Here is a 16294-nt window from a genome sequence, read left to right as displayed (position 1 = left end):
ATCGGTGGCGCTGATCTTCCACCGCAGCGAACAATTATGATTGATCCGCCTAGTTATGGTAGCTTTACTGAGCAGGCACGCACCCGCGATTCCGCGGGATTGACGGCAGCCGTCCGTGCCCTGCGGATGCATCGAAGTTTTCAGCGACTCGTTTTGACATGAAATCCGCCACGGGACTACGCTCCGGGTCAACCGGGGCGACGGCTCTCGCCGGCCAGAAGGGCGAAGAAGCCAATCGAATGACAGCCGACAGATTGGCAGGTTCTCGGCCTACCGATACAACCTCTCCGGAGGAAGCCGCGGCCTACGAGACGCGCCTGTCGCAGGCCGACATCGTCAGCATCATCAACGCCGTGGTGCTGGCCGCCGATGACGGCGTCGATCCGGCGGTGCTTGCCGCGATGGGCCGGATCGGCGAGGCCTGCAACGCCGACCGGGTGAACGCCTACCGGATCAGCGCCAATGGCCAGGTCTGCCGGACCCACGAATGGGCGCGCCCGGGCACGCCCGAGATCCTGCCCCCGATCGGCACGCCGCGCACGGACACGATCGCCTCCTGGATGCCGACGCTGCAGGCGCGCCAGCCCGTCGTCATTCCCGACGCCAACGATCTGCCCGAATCGGAGCCGCAGCGCGCGACCATGATCCGCCAGCAGGTGAAGTCGCTGGTGGCGCTGCCGATGGTCGAGGGCGACCGGCTGTTCGGCTTCACCGCCGTCTCCTTCGTCCGGGCGAAGGACCGGCTGTCGGGGGCCGAGGTGGCGCTGCTGCAGTCGCTGGTCGACGTGATCTTCGCCGTGGTCATGCGCCGCGAGAGCGAGCGCCAAGCCGAGGCGACGGCACAGACGCTGCGCGAGGACCGCGCCCTGCTGAAGTCGATCCTGCAGACCAGCACCTCGGCGATCTTCGCCTTCGACTGCAGCGGCCGGCTGATCTTCGCCAATGACGAGGCCGAGGCGATCACCGGCAAGCCGCGCTCGGCGCTGGTAGGGCAGAGCCACGAGAACCCGATGTTCGGCTCGGCCACCGTCGAGGGCCGGCCGCTGGCGCCGGAGGACCGGCCGGTCGCCGTCGTGCTGCGCACCGGCGCGGTGCTGCGCGACCAGCGCATGACCATCGTCGATGGCGACGGCGAGCGCCGCATCCTGTCGGTGAACGCCGCCCCCGCGCTGGTCGAGGGCACGCTGATCAGCGTGGTCTGCACCTTCAGCGACGTCACCAGCCAGGTCTCGGCCGACAACGCCCTGCGCAACGCCCTGGCCGAGGCGCATCAGCTGGCCTTCTTCGATCCGCTGACCGGGCTCTACAACCGCCGCGGCATCACCGAGGTGCTGCGCGACGGGCTGGCGCTGTGCCAGCGCGACGGCGGCCATCTGGCGCTGCTCTACATCGACGTCGACGGCATGCGCTCGGTGAACGGCAACCACGGCCATTACCAGGGCGACATGCTGCTGCAGCGGGTGGCGGAGCGGCTGATCGACCTAACGCCCGAGGGCTGCGACCTGGGGCGCATGGCTTCGGACGAGTTCGTGCTGATCATCGGCGACCCGCGGCCCGACGCCGGGACAGCCGAGGCGCTGGCGACCGAGCGGGCGCAGGGCATCCTCGCCCGGCTGCGCCAGCCCTACGATCTGGGGGGGCTTTCGGTCGATGTGACCGTCAGCATCGGCCTCACGCCGATCTCGGCCGGGGATACCGTCGCCGGGCTGATGAAGAGCGTTGATCTGGCGGTGATCTCGGCCAAGGCCGAGGGCGGCAACCGGATCGCCGCCTTCGAGCCGGGGATGGAGCAGGTTTTGGCCGAGCGCATGGCGATGGCGCAAGACCTGCGCGATGGCCTGCGGCGCGACGAGTTCCGGCTGTATTACGAACCCAAGGTGCGCCGGACCGACGAGGGGCTGACCGTGATCGGCCACGAGGCGCTGATCCGCTGGCAGCATCCCGAGCGCGGGCTGATCGGCGCCGGCGACTTCGTGCCTTTCGCCGAGGAGACCGGCTTCACCCAGGAGATGGATGTCTGGGTGCTGCGCGAGGCCTGCCTCGAGTTGCGCCGCCGCGCCACCGACCATCGCACCCGCAGCCTTCGGCTGTCGGTGAACATCAGCTCGGCGCATTTCCTCTCGGCCGATTTCGCCGATCTGGTGCAGCGCACCCTGGCCGAGACGGGGGCCGACCCCAGGCTGCTGGAGCTGGAGGTGACCGAGGGCACGCTCCTGTCGAACCTGACCGCCGCCCGCGCCACCATGCTGCAGCTGCGCGAGATGGGGCTGACCTTGGCGCTGGACGATTTCGGCACCGGATTCTCCTCGCTCAGCTACCTGCGCGACCTGCCGGTGGACGTGATCAAGATAGACCGCAGCTTCGTCGTCGACCTCGTGGACCAGCGCTCGAACAAGACGATCCTCGAGGGCATCATCGGACTCGCCCGCGGGCTGGGGGTGAAGATCGTCGCCGAGGGGGTGGAGACCGAGGCCCAGCTGAACTGGCTCTACGACAAGGGCTGCCGGGTGTTCCAGGGCTACTACTTCGCCCGGCCGAACCCGCTGGCGATCACTGCGCTGGGGTCACTCCCGTCGCCAGCGACCGCCGCCGCCGAGGAATGACCGCTGCTCGCCGACCTCGTAGGTCAGCGAGTCGTCGGCCACCGCGTAGCGCAGCACGTCTATCCGCTCGCCCGAGATCCGCAGCAGGTTGAAGTCGTTCACCTCGCCGCGCATCCGGGTCGAAAGCCCGGTGCCGGCATGGATCTGCAGCACCACCTCGCGCCCGGCCACCCCGGCGAAGGGCTCGGCCCGCCAGGTGTGCAGATGCCCGGTCAGGATTACATCGGCGCCGCAGCCCGACAGGTAATCCACCGCCCGCTCGGCCCCGCGCATCAGTTCCTTCTTCTCGCCCGGCGCATGCTCCATCGGGTGATGCGCCACCACGATGCGGGTCTGGCTCCCCTGCCCGTCCGCCTCCGCCCGGAAGGCCTGCCGCACCCGTTCCAGCGAGCGCGAGCGGAACCAGCCCTGCTGCCAGGCCAGCGGGTTCACCGTGTTCGCACCGACGACGATCATCTCCTCGTCGCTGTATTGCGGCTCCAGCTCGCGGCCGATCCAGCGCCGGTAGCGCCGCCAGGGCGTCACCACCCGCAGGAAGAGGTTGTGCAGCGGCACGTCGTGATTGCCCGGCACGCAGAGCACCGGGGCCTCCAGCGCCTCGATGAAGGCGGCGGCGGCGCGGAACTGCGCGTCGGTGGCGCGCTGGGTCAGGTCGCCCGAGATCGCCACAAGGTCCGGCTTCACCGCGTTCACCGCGTCCAGCAGAGGGCGCAGCAGCTCCGGACGGTCGCGGCCGAAATGGAGATCGGAGAGATGGACCAGCTTTCTCATCGCACCGTCGCGTCCCAGCCCTCCGGCACGGTGACGGTGAGCCCCTGCGGCACCACCTTCAGATCATAGGGCGACCCGATCCGCTCACGCTCGCCGTCGCGGGCGACCTGATGCGGCTTGCGGCGGCGGGTGATGATCTCGATCCGCACCTCCTTGCCGCTCATCAGCTCGAAATTGCGGTCCTTCTCGGCATTGCCCACCGCCAGCGCCAGCGCGTGCCGCACCATGCCCAGCCGGCCCGAGTCATGCGCGATGAACACCACCAGTTCGCCCGCGGCGATCCGGTCGACGCCGTCGAGGCCGATCTGCTCCAGCTGGAAGGCGTTGTTCACCACGAAGGCCAGGGGCGTGCTCACCATGCGCTCCACCCCGTCGGCGGTGATCCGCAGCCGCATCGGCCTGCCCATCCGCGCCAAGGTCTTCAGCACCGACCAATAGGCCGCGGTGCGGCTGCGGCCCCAGCGGCCATAGATGTCTTCCCGGGTCTCGAGGATCGCCGGGTAGATGCCGAGGCTGGCGTTGTTCAGGAACACCCGGTCGTTGATCGTGGCGAAGCGGATCGGCGCGGTGCGGCCCTTGCAGATCACCTCGACAGCCGCCTCCAGCTCCTGCGGCAGGTCGAGCGAGCGGGCGAAGTAGTTGAAGGTGCCGAGCGGCAGGATGCCCATGGTGCGGTCGCTCTCGCGCAGCGCGGCAGCGACCGCGCAGATCGTCCCGTCGCCGCCGGCGGCGACGATGGTCGGGTAGCCGTCGTTCAGGGCCTTGCGCGCGGCGGCGGTGATCCGGCTGCCGTCGGTGACCAACTGCAGGGTGACAGGCACGTCGAGCGCCTTGAAGGCGGCGCGGACGCGCTCGGCGTCCTCGCCCTTGCCGGACCCGGCATTCATCACCACGCAGATATCGGATTGTCTCATCGCCGCCCCTAAGTTGACCGGCCGGTCACAGGCGCCGGCCCGGCACAACGGGCCGGGCCGCGGGCGGTTCCCCCAGCGGGCTCAGTCGAGCGCCGCCGGGCCCTCGGCCGCGCCGAACACGTCGATGCGGAACCCGCGGCCGACATGGCTCGCCGTCAGCGGCCAGCCCAGCGCCCGCGCCAGCAGCGCCGGGGCGCGGCTGCCGCCGGTATCCTCGCCCGGAGCGATGTCGCTGACGCAGACCACGTCGGCCTCGGGCGCCACCTGCCCCAGCCGGAGCGCCAGCGCCGATATCTCCTCGGGGGTCATCCCGGCCAGCCAGTCGCTGACCACCACCAGATCGAAGGGCCCGCGCGGGATCTGCCCGGCGTCGCCCTGCAGGAACTGCACCTCGCCGAAGGGCAGGCGCAGCAGGCCGGCATTGGCCACCGCTTCGGCCGCCACGTCGATCCCGATATAGCCGTCGGCGCGCAGCGCCAGCAGACGCGCCAGGCCACCCGTGCCGCAGCCGAGCTCCAGCACCGAGTCGTAGTGCTGGCGCGGCAGCAGGGCGAGCGTCTGCGCATCCCTGGCGCGACGCTCGTCGGAGCGGAAGAACAGGTCCAGACTGGCGACGGGCTGGCCATACATGTCTTCGGCGGTCATCAGGGTCATCGGGGTCTCCAAAGCGTCAGGTATTGGACGCGACAGGCCGGCGCGGGGCACCATCGCGGCAGTGTGGTCGATAGGGAAAGGGAAGGGTCGTGAGCGCATAAGCGTGGGCAGTCGAACTCATCCTTTGCGATGCCCTGACAACCCGGGGCCCTCGCAGCTGTTCCAGCCCTGATGAAAAAAACTTCCGGCTGTTTACCGCATGCCGATCATCGCCGTGGCGCTGTCGCTCTCGCGCTCCAGGTAGTCCTTCACGTAGACCTCGCGGAACAGCGTCAGGCCCAGCGCCGCCAGCGGCGTCGCCAGCGCCAAGCCTAACAGGCCGAACAGCACCCCGAACAGCAGTTGCGACGAGATGATCAGCGCCGGCGGCAGCGACACCCGCTCCTGCTGGATCATCGGCGTGACGAAATAGCTCTCCACCGTCTGCACCAGCAGATAGACCGCGACCACCATCCCCACCACATTCATCCCGTCCGGCACCGCCAGCAGCAGCGCGGGGGCGGCGGCGAGCACCGGGCCGATGTTGGGAACGAAGGCCAGCAGCGCCGCGATCAGCCCCAGGATGAAGGCCAGCGGGATGCCGATCAGCCAGAGCCCCAGCCAGGTCAGCACCCCGACCACGGTCATCGAGATCAGCTGCGCGCCGAGCCAGCTCGCCAGGGTGCTTCCGACCTCATCCATCACCTCCTCGGCGCGCGGGCGCAGCGAAGGGGCCAGCAGCGCCCGCAACCCGCCGCGGTAGAGCCCGGGGTTGATCGCGCCATAGAGCCCGATGAACAGGATGATCACGGCATTGCCGAGCGCCCCGAAGGTGGAGGTGACCGCAGTCGCCGCCATGCCGCCGCCCTCGCCCGACAGAAGGCGTGACGGGGCCAGCCGGCTCAGCAGCTGGTCGCCCCAGGAGAAGGTGGCGATCCGGTCGCGCAGGCTGGAGAAGGCCTCGGGCAACTGGCGGGTCAGCTCGTCGAACTGCTCCGCCGCCGCCGGGGCGAAGGCGGTGAAGGCCCCGCCGAAGGCCAGCAGCACCAAGAGGATGAAGGCGCCGATGCTCCAGCCGCGACCGAGCCCGGTGAAGCGGGCGATCAGCCCCGCCCCCCCCGCTCAGCAACACGCCGAACAGGATGCCGGCGAAAATCACCAGCAGCACGTCGGCCGCAAGCAGCGTCAGCAGCACGAAAATGCCACCCAGCACGAACAGGGAAATCTTGCGCCGGGTCATCGGGCCTCCAGGACTTGTCCGGGGCCAACGTCCCGTCAGCCCGGCAGGTTCCGGCTCAGCCCGGCAGATGCCGCCGGCGCACCGTTCCGGGCCGCCCCGGCAGCGCCATACGCGCGTCGTTGCGGCTCCGCTCCACGATCACCCGGCCCTTCGCCACGACGCAGAGCCGGTCCGGCCGCAGCCGCAGCGCCTCCACCGGATTGCCCGCGTCGAGCACCACCAGCGAGGCCACATCGCCGACGCCGAGCCCGTAGCCCTGCAGCCCCATGATCTTGGCATTCTCCTGCGTGACCATGTCGAAGCAGCGCTTCATCTCGGCCGGATGGGTCATCTGCGCCACATGCAGCCCCATGAAGGCCACGTCGAGCATGTCGGCGGTCCCGAGCGAATACCAGGGGTCGAGCACGCAGTCCTGGCCCCAGCCCACGGTGATGCCCTGGGCCTGCATCTCCTTCACCCGGGTCAGGCCGCGCCGCTTCGGGAAGGTGTCGTGCCGGCCCTGCAGGGTGATGTTGATCAGCGGGTTGGGGATCGCCGCCACCCCGGCCTCGGCGATCAGCGGCAGGAGCTTCGAGACATAGTAGTTGTCCATCGAATGCATCGAGGTCAGATGGCTGCCCGCCACCCTGCCCTGCAGCCCCAGCCGCTGGGTCTGGTAGGCCAGCGTCTCGATATGGCGGCTGAGCGGGTCGTCGGTCTCGTCGCAATGAATGTCGACCCGCAGGCCGCGCTCGGCCGCGATCTCGCAAAGGTCGCGCAGCGACTCCGCGCCGTCCTGCATGGTGCGCTCGAAATGCGGGATGCCGCCCACGACATCCACCCCCATGTCCAGCGCCCTGAGCGTGTTGGCCCGCGCCGTCGGGTCGCGGTAGAGCCCGTCCTGCGGGAAGGCCACCAGCTGCAGGTCGATGTAGTCCCTGACCTTCTCGCGCACCTCCAACAGCGCCTGCACCCCCAGCAGCCGGTCGTCGCAGGTGTCGACATGGCTGCGGATCGCCAAGAGCCCCATGCTCGCCGCCCAGTCGCAATAGTCGAGCGCGCGGCTCACCATGTCCTCGACCGTGGCGATCTCTTTCAGCTCGCCCCAGAGGCCGATGCCTTCCAGAAGCGTGCCCGAGGCGTTCACCCGCGGCGTGCCGTAGCTCAGCGTCGCGTCCATGTGGAAATGCGGATCGACGAAGGGCGGCGAGACGAGGTCTCCGGTCGCGTCGATCACCCGCCCCGCCTCGGCCTCCAGCCGGCCCACCGCGGCGATCCTGTCGCCGCGGATGCCGATATCGGCCACCGAGCCGTCGGGCAGCGTTCCGCCCTTCACGATCAGATCGAACATCAGCGTTCTCCTTTGTTGAACGGCGTCATCAGCGCGGCAGGCACCTCGGCGCGGCGCGACATCAGGATCAGCGCCAGAATGGACAGGATATAGGGCATCATCAGGAAGACCTGGTAGGGCACGGCCTGGCCCAGCGGCGTCTGCTGCATCCGGACCTGCAGCGCATCGAAGGCGGCGAAGAGCAGCGCGCCCAGCACCGCCTTGCCGGGTTTCCACGCGCCGAAGACCACCAGCGCGATGCAGATCCAGCCGCGGCCGTTCACCATCTCGAAGAAGAAGCTGGAGAAGGCCGAGAGCGTCAGGAAGGCCCCGCCCACCGCCATCAGCCCGGAGCCGACGATCACCGCCCCCATGCGCAGCCCGGTCACCGACAGGCCCTGCGCATCGACCGCCGCCGGGTTCTCGCCCGCCGCGCGCAGGGCCAGGCCCAGCGGCGTGCGGAACAGCACCAGCGCGGTCAGCCCGGCCACGGCGAAGGCGGCATAGGTCAGCGGCGTCTGCTGGAACAGCGCCGGGCCGATCAGCGGGATCTCCGACAGGCCCGGCACCGGCCAGACGGCGAAGGGCTCGATCTTCGGCGGGCTGGTTACCTCGGGCAGCATCAGCCGGTAGGCGAAGGAGCTGGTCGAGGTGGCGAGCAGCGTCACCCCCAGCCCGACGACATGCTGGCTCAGCCCGAAGGGCACCGTCAGCGTGGCGTGGAGCAGGCCGAACAGCATCCCCGCGCCCATGGCGACGCCGACCCCGCCCCAGAGATCCGCGCCCTGATAGACCGCCATCCAGCCGCAGAAGGCACCGATCACCATGATCCCCTCGATCCCGAGGTTCAGCACGCCGGCCCTTTCGCAGATCAGCTCGCCCATCGTGGCGAAGATCAAGGGCGAGGCGATGCGTACCGCCGCCGCCCAGAAGGTCGCCGACAGCAGGATGTCGAAAATCTCCATCAGCCTCTTCTCTGTCCAAAGGATCCCGGCAGTCGCCGGATGCGCAGCACCCTCATCCCCGCACCACCCTGACCTTGGTCAGCAGGATCGCCAGCACCATGAAGAGCAGCGCGAAGGCCAGCAGCATGTCGGCGATATAGGTGGGCACGCCGGCGGCGCGGCTCATGCTGTCGGCGCCGACGAAGATCCCGGCCACGAACAGCGCCGAGGGGATGACTGCCAGCGGATGCAGCAGCGCCAGCATGGCGACGATGATGCCGGTGTAGCCGAAGCCCGGGCTCAGATCGAGCGTCAGGTTGCCCTTCAGCCCCGAGACCTCGGAAAACCCGGCCAGCGCCGCCAGCCCGCCCGAGAGCAGCGCCGTCTTCACCAGCACCGCGTTCACCGGGATGCCGGCAAAGCGCGCTGCCTGCGGGTTCAGCCCGACGGCCCGCATCTCGTAGCCGAGCGCGGTGCGGGTCTGGATCACCCAGACCAGCAGCGCCGCGATCAGCGCGAGGCCGAAGCCCCAGTGCAGCCGGAGCCCCGTCACGATGCGCGGCAGCCGCGCCTCCTTGATCAGCGCCGCCGATTTCGGCCAGCCCATGCCCATCGGGTCCTTCAGCGGCCCCTCCAGCAGGTAGCTGACCAGCAGCAGCATGATGAAGTTGAACAGAAGCGTGGTCACCACCTCGTCCACGCCGAAGCGGGTCTTCAGCATGACCGGGCCGAGCAGCACCAGCGCCCCGGCCAGCATCGCCGCCAGCGCCATCACGGGCAGCGTCAGCGGGCCGGTGATCGCCCCGGTCCCCAGAAGCACCGCGGCCACCGCCCCGGCATAGAGCTGCGCCTCGGCCCCGATGTTCCAGAGCCGGGCGCGGAAGGCCACGGCCACGGCGAGCCCGGTGAAGATCAGCGGCGTCGCGCGGTTCAGCGTCTCCAGCGCGGCGAACTTCGTGCCGACCGCGCCCTGCACGATCAGCCCCAGCGTGGCGAAGGGGTTGGCCCCGGCCAGCAGCGCCAGCAGCGAGGCCGTCACCACGGTCAGCCCCAGCGCCGCCAAGGGCAGCCCCGCGCGGCGCAGCGCCGAAGGGTTGGCGATCGGCTCAAGCCGCATCGGCGAAGCCGTGGCCGGCCATCCAGAGGCCCAGATCGGTCTGCGTCATCGTTCCCCGCGCGAAGCCGGGCGACAGACGCCCTTCGGATATCACGTGAATGACATTGGACAAGCCCATGATTTCGTCAAGGTCTTCCGAGATCAGAAGCACCGCCGCCCCTGCGTCGCGCGCCTGCAAGAGCCGCGAATGCACATAGCCGATGGCGCCGATGTCGAGGCCGCGCACCGGCTGGTTGGCGAGGATGATCTTCGGCCCCGGCTCCAGCACCCGGCCGAGGATCAGCTTCTGCATGTTGCCGCCCGACAGGAGCCGGATCCGCGTCTCAGGCCCCGGGCAGCGCACGTCGTAGCGCCGGATGATGCCCTTGGCGAAGTCGCTCGCCGCGCGCCAGTCCATCCAGCCCGCGCGCGAGAAGCCGCTGCGGTAGCCTTCGAGGATGGCGTTCTCGGTCAGGGTGAAATCGGCGATGGTGCCGGTCTTGTGCCGGTCCTCCGGGATGCGGGCGATGCCCTCGGCCACCGCCTGCCGCGGGGTCCAGCGTCCGACCGGCCTGCCGCCGATCTCCACCGCGCCCGCGGCCGGCGCGATCAACCCCGAGATCAAGTCCGACACCGCCGCCTGCCCGTTGCCCGACACGCCCGCCAGCCCGACGATCTGCCCGGCGCGCAGATCGAGGCTGACCTGCCGCAGCCCCGCCCCGCTCACCCGGTCCAGCCGCATCAGCACCGGACCCGGACGCGCCGGGGCGACGGCGGGCGGCGTCACCTCGCTGCCGACCATCATCGCCGCCAGCGCGTGCCGGTCGGTGTCGGCGGTCTTCACCTCGCCCACCACCCGGCCATGCCGCAGCACCACGCAGCGGTCGGCGATGCCCATCACCTCGTGCAGCTTGTGCGAGATGAAGACCACCGACAGCCCGCGCCCCACGGCGAGCCGCAGGGTGCGGAACAGCGCTTCGGTCTCCTGCGGGGTCAGCACTGCGGTCGGCTCGTCGAGGATCAGCACCCGCGCGTCGCGGTAGAGCGCCTTGAGGATCTCCACCCGCTGCCGCTCGCCGACAGAGAGGCTGCCGACCCGCGCGTCGGGATGCACCTTCAGCCCGAAGTCGCGGCTCAGCGCCTCGACCCGCGCCCGCGCCGCGCCCTTGCCCAGCGAGGGCCGCCAGAGCGAACCGGTGCCCAGAAGGATGTTCTCCAGCACCGTCAGGCTGTCGGCCAAAGTGAAATGCTGGTGCACCATGCCGACCCCCGCCGCCAGCGCGGCGCGCGGGTGGCCGGGGGGCAGCGGCTGGCCGAAGGCCTCGACCGTGCCCTCGTCGGCCACGTAATGGCCGAAGAGGATGTTCATCAGCGTGGTCTTGCCCGCGCCGTTCTCGCCCAGCAACGCGACCACCTCGCCCTGCCGGAGCGCGAGCGAGATGCCGTCATTGGCCACCAGAGTGCCGAAGCGCTTGGTGATGCCGGTCAGGCGCAGGACGACGGGGGCTTCGCTCACGAGGATTTCGGCTCGCTGTCGTCGATGGCGACGGTGAAGCTGCCGTCGCGGATCGCCGCCTCGCGCTCGGCCACCAGCGCCTTGGCGCTGTCGGGCACTTTACCTTCGAAGGTGCCGAGCGGGGCCAGCGAACAGCCGCCTTCCTTCATGAAGGAATAGACGCCGTAATCCGCCGCCGTGAACGTGCCCGCCATCACCTCGGCCACCGCCTTGTCGAAGGTCGGCTCGAAATGCCAGAGCGCCGAGGCCACAACCGTGTCGGGATAGTCTGCCTGCGTGTCGATCACATTGCCGATCGCCAGCACGCCCTTCTCCTTGGCCGCATCCGACACGCCGAAGCGCTCGGCATAGAGCAGGTCCGCGCCGCCCTCGATCATCGCCAGCGCCGTCTCCTTGGCCTTCGGCGGATCGAACCACGAGCCGATGAAGCTGACCTGGAATTTCATCTCCGGGTTCACCTCGCGGGCGCCGGCCATGAAGGCGTTCATCAGCCGGTTCACCTCGGGGATCGGGAAGCCGCCGACCATGCCGATGTTGCCCTTGCTCATCGAGGCGGCGACGATGCCCGACAGATAGGCCGCGTCCTGGATGTAGTTGTCGAACACCGCCACATTCGGCAGCGCCTCGTCCGGCGGGAAGCTGGAGCCCAGCAGGAAGGCCACCTCGGGATAGTCGGCCGCCACCTCGCGGGCCTCCTGCTCCACCCCGAAAACCTCGCCGATGATCAGCTTCACGCCGCTTTCGGCATATTCGCGCATCACCCGCGGATAGTCGGTGTTGGCGACGTTCTCGGTATAGCTGTAATCGACGGCGCCCGCCGCCTTGGCGGTCTCGGCGGCCTTGTGGATGCGGCTGACCCACTGCTGCTCGACCGGGACGGTGTAGATGCCCGCCACCTTCAGCGGCTCCTGCGCCCGGAGCTGGCGCGGCAGCGCCAGAAGCGCCAGCACCGCGCCCCCGGACAAAAGCAGGCTGCGCCTGGTGATGGCGCCGATGGTGTGTGCGGTCATGATCTGTCCCTCATCCTGATTCCGGTCCCGCCGGACGGTAGAGCTTTTTGACGATTCTCCACAAGCCGCGACGATCCCTTGCTTTTTCCCTGTGCGCTTCGTGTTCGTTCGCGCCCGATCCTGCGGCGATCCGGTGCAAAACCGATCAGAAGGCAAAATCGCCTTTTGCCCGCCCGGCCTCAAGACCCATTCGTTACAGCCCGGTTTTTCTGTGAAAAATTTGTTACACGAACCTACTAGACAGCTTGCAAGAATCCGCGCCAGCCCGTTACCTGACTGTTACAAACGCCGCACCCCGGCAGGTCAGCCACGATCGGCGCGGACAGAACGGCATCCACTGTTATCCAAACCGGGAGACTATCATGAGTGTGAAATACGGACTGGTCGCGTCGGTCAGCATCCTGTCGATGCTGAGCGGCGTCGCGGCCTCGGCCCAGAGCATGGACGAGCTGGTGGCCGCGGCGAAGGCCGAAGGCATGCTGACCACCATCGCCCTGCCGCACAGCTGGTGCGGCTACGGCGAGGTCATCGCCGGCTTCAAGGCGAAGTACCCCGAGATCACCGTGAACGAGCTGAACCCCGACGCGGGCTCGGCTGACGAGGTCGAGGCCGTGAAGGCCAACAAGGGCAACACCGGCCCGCAGGCGCCCGACGTGGTCGACGTGGGTCTGGCTTACGGCCCGGCGATGAAGGAAGAAGGCCTGCTGCAGCCCTACAAGGTCTCGACCTGGGACGAGATCCCGGCCGAGATCAAGGACGAGGAAGGCTACTGGTACGGCGACTACTACGGCGTCATGTCCTTCATCGTGAACAAGGATCTGGTCGAAAACACCCCGACCGACTGGGCCGACCTCCTGAAGCCGGAATACGCCGCCCAGGTGGCGCTCGCCGGTGACCCGCGCGCCTCGAACCAGGCGATCCTCGGTGTCCTGGCGGCCGGTCTCAGCACCGGCGCAGAAGCTGGCGAGGCCGCCGGCAAGGCCGGGCTCGACTACTTCGCCGAGATGAACAAGGCCGGCAACTTCGTTCCGGTCATCGGCAAGGCCGGCACGCTGGCGCAGGGCGCGACCCCGATCGTCGTGGCCTGGGACTACAACGCCCTCGCCTGGGAAGACGAGCTGGCCGAAAACCCGCCGGTCGAGATCGTGGTGCCGAAAACCGGCGTCATGGCCGGCGTCTACGTCCAGGGCATCTCGGCCTACGCGCCGCACCCGAACGCGGCGAAGCTGTGGATGGAATACCTGTATTCGGACGAGGGCCAGAACCTCTGGCTGAAGGGCTACTGCCACCCGGCCCGCTTCAACGCCATGGTCGCCGACGGCAAGGTGCCGCAGGAGCTGATCGACGCGCTGCCGCCGGCCGCCTCCTACGAGGCTGCCTACTTCCCGACGCTGGAAGAGGTCGACGCCAACAAGGCCGCCGTCACCGCCGGCTGGGACTCGGTCGTCGGCGCCAACGTCCAGTGACCTGACCTGATCCGCAGCCGCCCCGGCCCCCGCCGGGGCGGCTGTCTTTCCTCCGAGGACCGACCCCATGCCCGCGCACCAGCCCGGCCGGAAACGATGGCGCCTGCCGATGAACTGGCTCGGGCTGCTGCCCTTCCTGCTGTTCTCGCTGCTGTTCCTGATCCTGCCGACGATGCATATCGTCATCGGCGCCTTCCAGACCCGCGACGGCAGCTTCACGCTGCAGAACATCCGCGACCTGAACACCGGCACCATCCCCTCCTCCTACTGGATCTCGATCAAGATCAGCTTCGCCTCGGCGGTGCTGGGCTGCCTGATCGGCTTCGGCATGGCCGCCGCCGTGACCTTCGGCGCGGTGCCGAAATGGATCCGCGCGCCGCTCCTCACCTTCTCCGGCGTCGCCTCGAATTTCGCCGGCGTGCCGCTGGCCTTCGCCTTCCTCGCCACGCTCGGCCCGGCCGGTCTGGTGACGCTGTGGCTGCGCAGCGAATTCGGGATCGTGCTGCAGCGCGACCTCGGCTTCAACCTCCTGTCCTTCTGGGGCCTGACCATCACCTATCTCTTCTTCCAGATCCCGCTGATGATCCTGATCATCGCCCCGGCGCTGGAAGGGCTGAAGCGCGAGTGGCGCGAGGCCGCCTCGATCCTCGGGGCCAGCGGCTTCCAGTACTGGCGCATGGTCGCCTTCCCGATCCTCTTCCCCTCGCTGCTGGGCACGCTGGCGCTTCTCTTCGCCAATGCCTTCGGCGCGGTCGCCACCGCCATCGCCCTCACCGGCTCGGCGCTCAACATCGTGCCGATCCAGCTCTATGCGCAGATCCGCGGCGACGTGCTGGGCAACCCGCACCTCGGCTACGCCATGGCCTTCGGCATGATCGTGGTCACCGCCGCCGCCAATGTCCTCTACATCTGGCTGCGCGCGCGGTCGGAAAGGTGGCTGAAATGAGCCTCTGGACCCGTCTCACCGGCTGGTTCGCCCTGCTCTTCGGTCTGGGCTATTTCGCCCTGCCGCTGCTCGGCCTCACCGAATTCTCGCTGCGCGCCCGGCGCGGGGTCTATTCGCTCGACGCCTATGCCAAGGTGATCGCCGATCCCGAATTCCAGCAGACCTTCCTCTATTCCGTCAGCATGGCGCTGGTGACCATCGCCCTCGGCGTTTTCCTCGTGCTGCCCACCGCCTTCTGGGTCCGGCTGCGCCTGCCCGCGGCCCGGCCCTATGTCGAGTTCATCACCCTCCTGCCGCTGGTGATCCCGGCCATCGTCATCGTCTTCGGCTACATCCGGCTCTACAACACCTCGAGCTGGCTGCCGCTGACCGGCACGATCATGGGCACCAACTTCCTCCTGGCGGCGGGCTACACCACCCTCGCCCTGCCCTACATGTACCGCGCCATCGACACCGGCCTGCGCACGATCGACGTCGCCACCCTGACCGAGGCCGCGCAGAGCCTCGGCGCGGGCTGGACGACCATCCTCGGCCGGATCATCCTGCCCAACGTGCTGGTCGCGGTGCTGTCGGGCGCCTTCCTGACCTTCGCCATCGTCATCGGCGAGTTCACCCTCGCGGCGCTGCTCGACCGCCCCGCCTTCGGTCCCTACCTGCAGCGCATCGGCGCCAACAAGCCCTACGAGCCCTTCGCGCTGTCGGTCATCACCTTCATCATCACCTGGGGCTGCATGGGGCTGATCCAGCTCGCCAACCGCTTCACCACCTATACGAAGGCGCCGCGCTGATGTCCTTTCTCGAAATATCCCATCTGGAGAAATCCTTCGGCCCGCTGCGCGTGGTGAAGGACTTCAACCTCAGCGTCGAGAAGGGCGAATTCGTCTCGCTGCTCGGCCCCTCGGGCTGCGGCAAGACCACGGTGCTGCGCATGGTGGCGGGCTTCGAGACGCCGGATACAGGGTCGATCCACATCGAGGGCAAGGACGTGGTCCGGCTCGGCCCCAATGCACGCAAGATCGGCATGGTGTTCCAGGCCTATGCGCTGTTCCCCAACCTGACCGTCTCGCAGAACGTGGCCTTCGGGCTCAAGGTCGCGGGCGTCGGCAAGGCCGAGACCGCCGACCGGGTGCGTGAGATGCTCTCGCTGATCGGCCTGCCCGATCTGGGCGACCGCTACCCGTTCCAGATGTCGGGCGGCCAGCAGCAGCGCGTGGCCCTCGCCCGCGCCCTCGCCGTGCGCCCGCGCGTGCTCCTGCTCGACGAGCCGCTCTCGGCGCTCGACGCCAAGATCCGCGTCAGCCTGCGCAGCCAGATCCGCGAGATCCAGCAGCGGCTCGGCATCACCACCATCTTCGTGACCCACGATCAGGAAGAGGCGCTATCGATGTCGGACCGCATCGTGGTGATGAACGGCGGCATCGCCGAACAGGTCGGCACCCCCTTCGACATCTACAACAAGCCCACCACCAAGTTCGTCGCCAATTTCGTCGGCACGCTGAACACCTTCAGCGCCGACGTGACCGATGCGGCGGCGGGCCGGGTCTCGGTCGGCGGCACCCCGGTGCAGCTTCCGGCGGCGGTCGAGCCCGCCAAGGGCGACCGCATCGGTCTCGCCTTCCGTCCCGAAGCCCTGCATCTCGGCCGCGCCATCGGCCGCGAGGTGACGCTGCCCGCCGTGATCCGCGCGGTGAACTTCCACGGCTCGGTGATCCGCATCGAGGTGGAGGCTGCCGGAACCAACGTGGCTCTCGATACCTTCAACCGGGCGGACACTCCGCCGCCGCAGGTCGGCGACGCTGCCGAAGTCAGCTTCTCCGCCCGCGACGTGATCGTATTGGAGTACTGA

General features: G+C 68.7%; 14 protein-coding genes. 5 read left to right on the top strand and 9 right to left on the bottom strand.

The features are described 5' to 3' along the window. Positions 1-239 precede the first annotated feature (239 nt). Positions 240-2603: a putative bifunctional diguanylate cyclase/phosphodiesterase gene (locus C5F48_RS11960; RefSeq protein WP_170139628.1), complete on the top strand. Its 2364-nt coding sequence runs from the start codon at positions 240-242 to the stop codon at positions 2601-2603. Here C5F48_RS11960 and C5F48_RS11955 read toward each other — a convergent pair. The 9 genes from C5F48_RS11955 to C5F48_RS11915 form a co-directional block, all read right to left on the bottom strand. Continuing rightward, positions 2565-3374 (bottom strand): metallophosphoesterase family protein, encoded by an 810-nt coding sequence (locus tag C5F48_RS11955; protein WP_107664144.1) that lies wholly within the window; start codon positions 3372-3374, stop codon positions 2565-2567. The two genes, C5F48_RS11960 and C5F48_RS11955, sit on opposite strands and share 39 nt — an antisense overlap. Beyond that, entirely contained in the window at positions 3371-4288 is a 918-nt protein-coding gene (locus tag C5F48_RS11950) for a diacylglycerol/lipid kinase family protein (protein WP_107664143.1), read from the bottom strand. Before C5F48_RS11950 ends, C5F48_RS11955 begins: the two co-directional genes overlap by 4 nt. An 81-nt stretch (positions 4289-4369) precedes the next feature. Continuing rightward, positions 4370-4942 carry a class I SAM-dependent methyltransferase gene (locus tag C5F48_RS11945; protein ID WP_170139629.1) on the bottom strand — a complete coding sequence of 191 codons (573 nt, stop codon included), beginning with the start codon at positions 4940-4942 and terminating at the stop codon, positions 4370-4372. Between the two features lie 192 nt (positions 4943-5134). Then, complete coding sequence (locus C5F48_RS11940; RefSeq protein ID WP_258186499.1) at positions 5135-5968, bottom strand: AI-2E family transporter; 834 nt, start codon at positions 5966-5968, stop codon at positions 5135-5137. 248 nt (positions 5969-6216) lie between these two features. After that, on the bottom strand, positions 6217-7491 hold the full coding sequence (locus C5F48_RS11935) for an amidohydrolase family protein (RefSeq protein ID WP_107664141.1): 1275 nt from the start codon (positions 7489-7491) through the stop codon (positions 6217-6219). Next, positions 7491-8435, bottom strand: a complete 945-nt coding sequence (locus C5F48_RS11930) for an ABC transporter permease (protein WP_107664140.1) — start codon at positions 8433-8435, stop codon at positions 7491-7493. Before C5F48_RS11930 ends, C5F48_RS11935 begins: the two co-directional genes overlap by 1 nt. A 52-nt stretch (positions 8436-8487) precedes the next feature. After that, on the bottom strand, positions 8488-9531 hold the full coding sequence (locus C5F48_RS11925; protein WP_107664139.1) for an ABC transporter permease: 1044 nt from the start codon (positions 9529-9531) through the stop codon (positions 8488-8490). Then, entirely contained in the window at positions 9521-11026 is a 1506-nt protein-coding gene (locus C5F48_RS11920) for an ABC transporter ATP-binding protein (protein WP_107664138.1), read from the bottom strand. Before C5F48_RS11920 ends, C5F48_RS11925 begins: the two co-directional genes overlap by 11 nt. Continuing rightward, positions 11023-12036, bottom strand: coding sequence for a BMP family protein (locus C5F48_RS11915; protein WP_107664137.1), 1014 nt, complete (start codon positions 12034-12036; stop codon positions 11023-11025). The genes C5F48_RS11920 and C5F48_RS11915 overlap by 4 nt, the downstream gene beginning before the upstream one ends. A gap of 362 nt (positions 12037-12398) precedes the next feature. Between C5F48_RS11915 and C5F48_RS11910 the strand changes: the two genes are divergently transcribed. The 4 genes from C5F48_RS11910 (at position 12399) to C5F48_RS11895 (ending at position 16294) form a co-directional block, all read left to right on the top strand. Continuing rightward, complete coding sequence (locus C5F48_RS11910; protein ID WP_107664136.1) at positions 12399-13502, top strand: ABC transporter substrate-binding protein; 1104 nt, start codon at positions 12399-12401, stop codon at positions 13500-13502. Between the two features lie 67 nt (positions 13503-13569). Further along, positions 13570-14448, top strand: a complete 879-nt coding sequence (locus C5F48_RS11905) for an ABC transporter permease (protein WP_107664135.1) — start codon at positions 13570-13572, stop codon at positions 14446-14448. Beyond that, positions 14445-15236, top strand: a complete 792-nt coding sequence (locus C5F48_RS11900) for an ABC transporter permease (RefSeq protein ID WP_107664134.1) — start codon at positions 14445-14447, stop codon at positions 15234-15236. The genes C5F48_RS11905 and C5F48_RS11900 overlap by 4 nt, the downstream gene beginning before the upstream one ends. After that, complete coding sequence (locus tag C5F48_RS11895; protein WP_107664133.1) at positions 15236-16294, top strand: ABC transporter ATP-binding protein; 1059 nt, start codon at positions 15236-15238, stop codon at positions 16292-16294. Before C5F48_RS11900 ends, C5F48_RS11895 begins: the two co-directional genes overlap by 1 nt.

The organism is Cereibacter changlensis JA139 (assembly GCF_003034985.1).
GTDB classification, from domain to species: domain Bacteria; phylum Pseudomonadota; class Alphaproteobacteria; order Rhodobacterales; family Rhodobacteraceae; genus Cereibacter; species Cereibacter changlensis.
Note: the sequence above shows the minus strand (reverse complement) of the source record. Positions and strands in the feature narration are given on the sequence as shown.

Bases quoted from the DNA above. Each gene is read 5' to 3' on its own strand.
- C5F48_RS11960 (WP_170139628.1), top strand. From the start codon at position 240: ATGACAGCCGACAGATTGGCAGGTTCTCGGCCTACCGATACAACCTCT.
- C5F48_RS11955 (WP_107664144.1), bottom strand. From the start codon at position 3,374: ATGAGAAAGCTGGTCCATCTCTCCGATCTCCATTTCGGCCGCGACCGT.
- C5F48_RS11950 (WP_107664143.1), bottom strand. From the start codon at position 4,288: ATGAGACAATCCGATATCTGCGTGGTGATGAATGCCGGGTCCGGCAAG.
- C5F48_RS11945 (WP_170139629.1), bottom strand. From the start codon at position 4,942: ATGACCCTGATGACCGCCGAAGACATGTATGGCCAGCCCGTCGCCAGT.
- C5F48_RS11935 (WP_107664141.1), bottom strand. From the start codon at position 7,491: ATGTTCGATCTGATCGTGAAGGGCGGAACGCTGCCCGACGGCTCGGTG.
- C5F48_RS11930 (WP_107664140.1), bottom strand. From the start codon at position 8,435: ATGGAGATTTTCGACATCCTGCTGTCGGCGACCTTCTGGGCGGCGGCG.
- C5F48_RS11925 (WP_107664139.1), bottom strand. From the start codon at position 9,531: ATGCGGCTTGAGCCGATCGCCAACCCTTCGGCGCTGCGCCGCGCGGGG.
- C5F48_RS11915 (WP_107664137.1), bottom strand. From the start codon at position 12,036: ATGACCGCACACACCATCGGCGCCATCACCAGGCGCAGCCTGCTTTTG.
- C5F48_RS11910 (WP_107664136.1), top strand. From the start codon at position 12,399: ATGAGTGTGAAATACGGACTGGTCGCGTCGGTCAGCATCCTGTCGATG.
- C5F48_RS11905 (WP_107664135.1), top strand. From the start codon at position 13,570: ATGCCCGCGCACCAGCCCGGCCGGAAACGATGGCGCCTGCCGATGAAC.
- C5F48_RS11900 (WP_107664134.1), top strand. From the start codon at position 14,445: ATGAGCCTCTGGACCCGTCTCACCGGCTGGTTCGCCCTGCTCTTCGGT.
- C5F48_RS11895 (WP_107664133.1), top strand. From the start codon at position 15,236: ATGTCCTTTCTCGAAATATCCCATCTGGAGAAATCCTTCGGCCCGCTG.